The organism is Mycobacterium intermedium, assembly GCF_002086275.1.
GTDB lineage: Bacteria > Actinomycetota > Actinomycetes > Mycobacteriales > Mycobacteriaceae > Mycobacterium > Mycobacterium intermedium.
The window spans coordinates 1-1,121 of the sequence record NZ_MVHT01000250.1 but is presented as its reverse complement, the minus strand read 5'-3'; the positions used below and the strand labels follow the sequence as shown (position 1 = coordinate 1,121).

General features: G+C 69.7%; 1 protein-coding gene. It reads left to right on the top strand.

Annotation, left to right across the window (positions count from 1 at the left end; all coding sequences use genetic code 11):
• Positions 1 to 1,121, top strand: a 1,121-nt coding sequence (locus tag BST27_RS30495; RefSeq protein ID WP_139805501.1) for an acyltransferase domain-containing protein, incomplete at both ends; no start/stop codon positions are given.

The following is a 1,121-nucleotide window of genomic DNA, read 5'->3' as shown; positions in this document are numbered from 1 at the left end:
ACGCCTTGGCCCAGCGACAACGGGCCGCGCCGGGCCGCGGTGTCGTCGTATGGATTCTCCGGCACCAACGTGCACGCGATCCTCGAACAGGCGCCCACCGAGGGGGCGCCCGAAGTCGTCGCGCCGGCGGGTACCCCGGCCCTGGAGGGAATGCTGTTCTTCCCGCTGTCCTCCAGTTCTGACGAGGCGCTGGCCGAAACCGCTACCCGGCTTGCCGATTGGGTCGACGCACAAGGACCCGAGTTTTCGATCACCGACCTCGCCTACACGCTGTCGCGCCGGCGTGGGCATCGCCGGGTGCGCACGGCCGTGCTGGCCGGCACCCGCGAAGAGTTGTCGGCGGCACTGCGCGAGGTCGCCGGCAGCGAGGTCCCGCATCCGGCCGCGGTCGGCCACGACGACCGGGGGCCGGTCTGGGTCTTTTCCGGGCAGGGTTCGCAGTGGGCCCGCATGGGCGCGGACCTGCTGGCCAACGAGCCGGTGTTCGCCGCGACCATCGCCGAGATCGAGCCGCTGATCGCCGCGGAGTCCGGGTTCTCGGTGACCGAGGCGATGACCGCTCCCGAGGTGGTCACCGGTATCGACCGGGTGCAGCCGACGCTGTTCGCCATCCAGGTCGCGTTGGCGGCGACGATGAAGGCCTACGGCGTGACGCCCGGTGCGGTGATCGGCCACTCGCTGGGCGAGTCGGCGGCATCCGTGGTGGCCGGTGCGCTGTCGATCGAAGACGGCGTGAAGGTGATCTGCCGGCGCTCCAAGCTGATGACGCGCATCTCCGGCGCCGGCGCCATGGCGTCGGTGGAATTGCCTGCCCAGCAAGTGCTTTCCGAACTCACCTCGCGAGGCATCAACGATGTCGTGGTCGCGGTGATGGCTTCGCCGCAGTCGACGGTGATCGGTGGAGCGACCCAGACGGTGCGTGACCTGGTGGCGATCTGGGAAGAGCGCGACATCATGGCCCGCGAGGTCGCCGTGGACGTGGCCTCGCACTCACCGCAGGTGGAGCCGATCCTCGACGAGCTGACCGAGGCGCTCGAAGACATCAGCCCGCTGGAACCGGAGGTCCCCTACTACTCGGCGACGTCGTTCGACCCGCGGGAAGAGCCCTACTGCGACGCCTA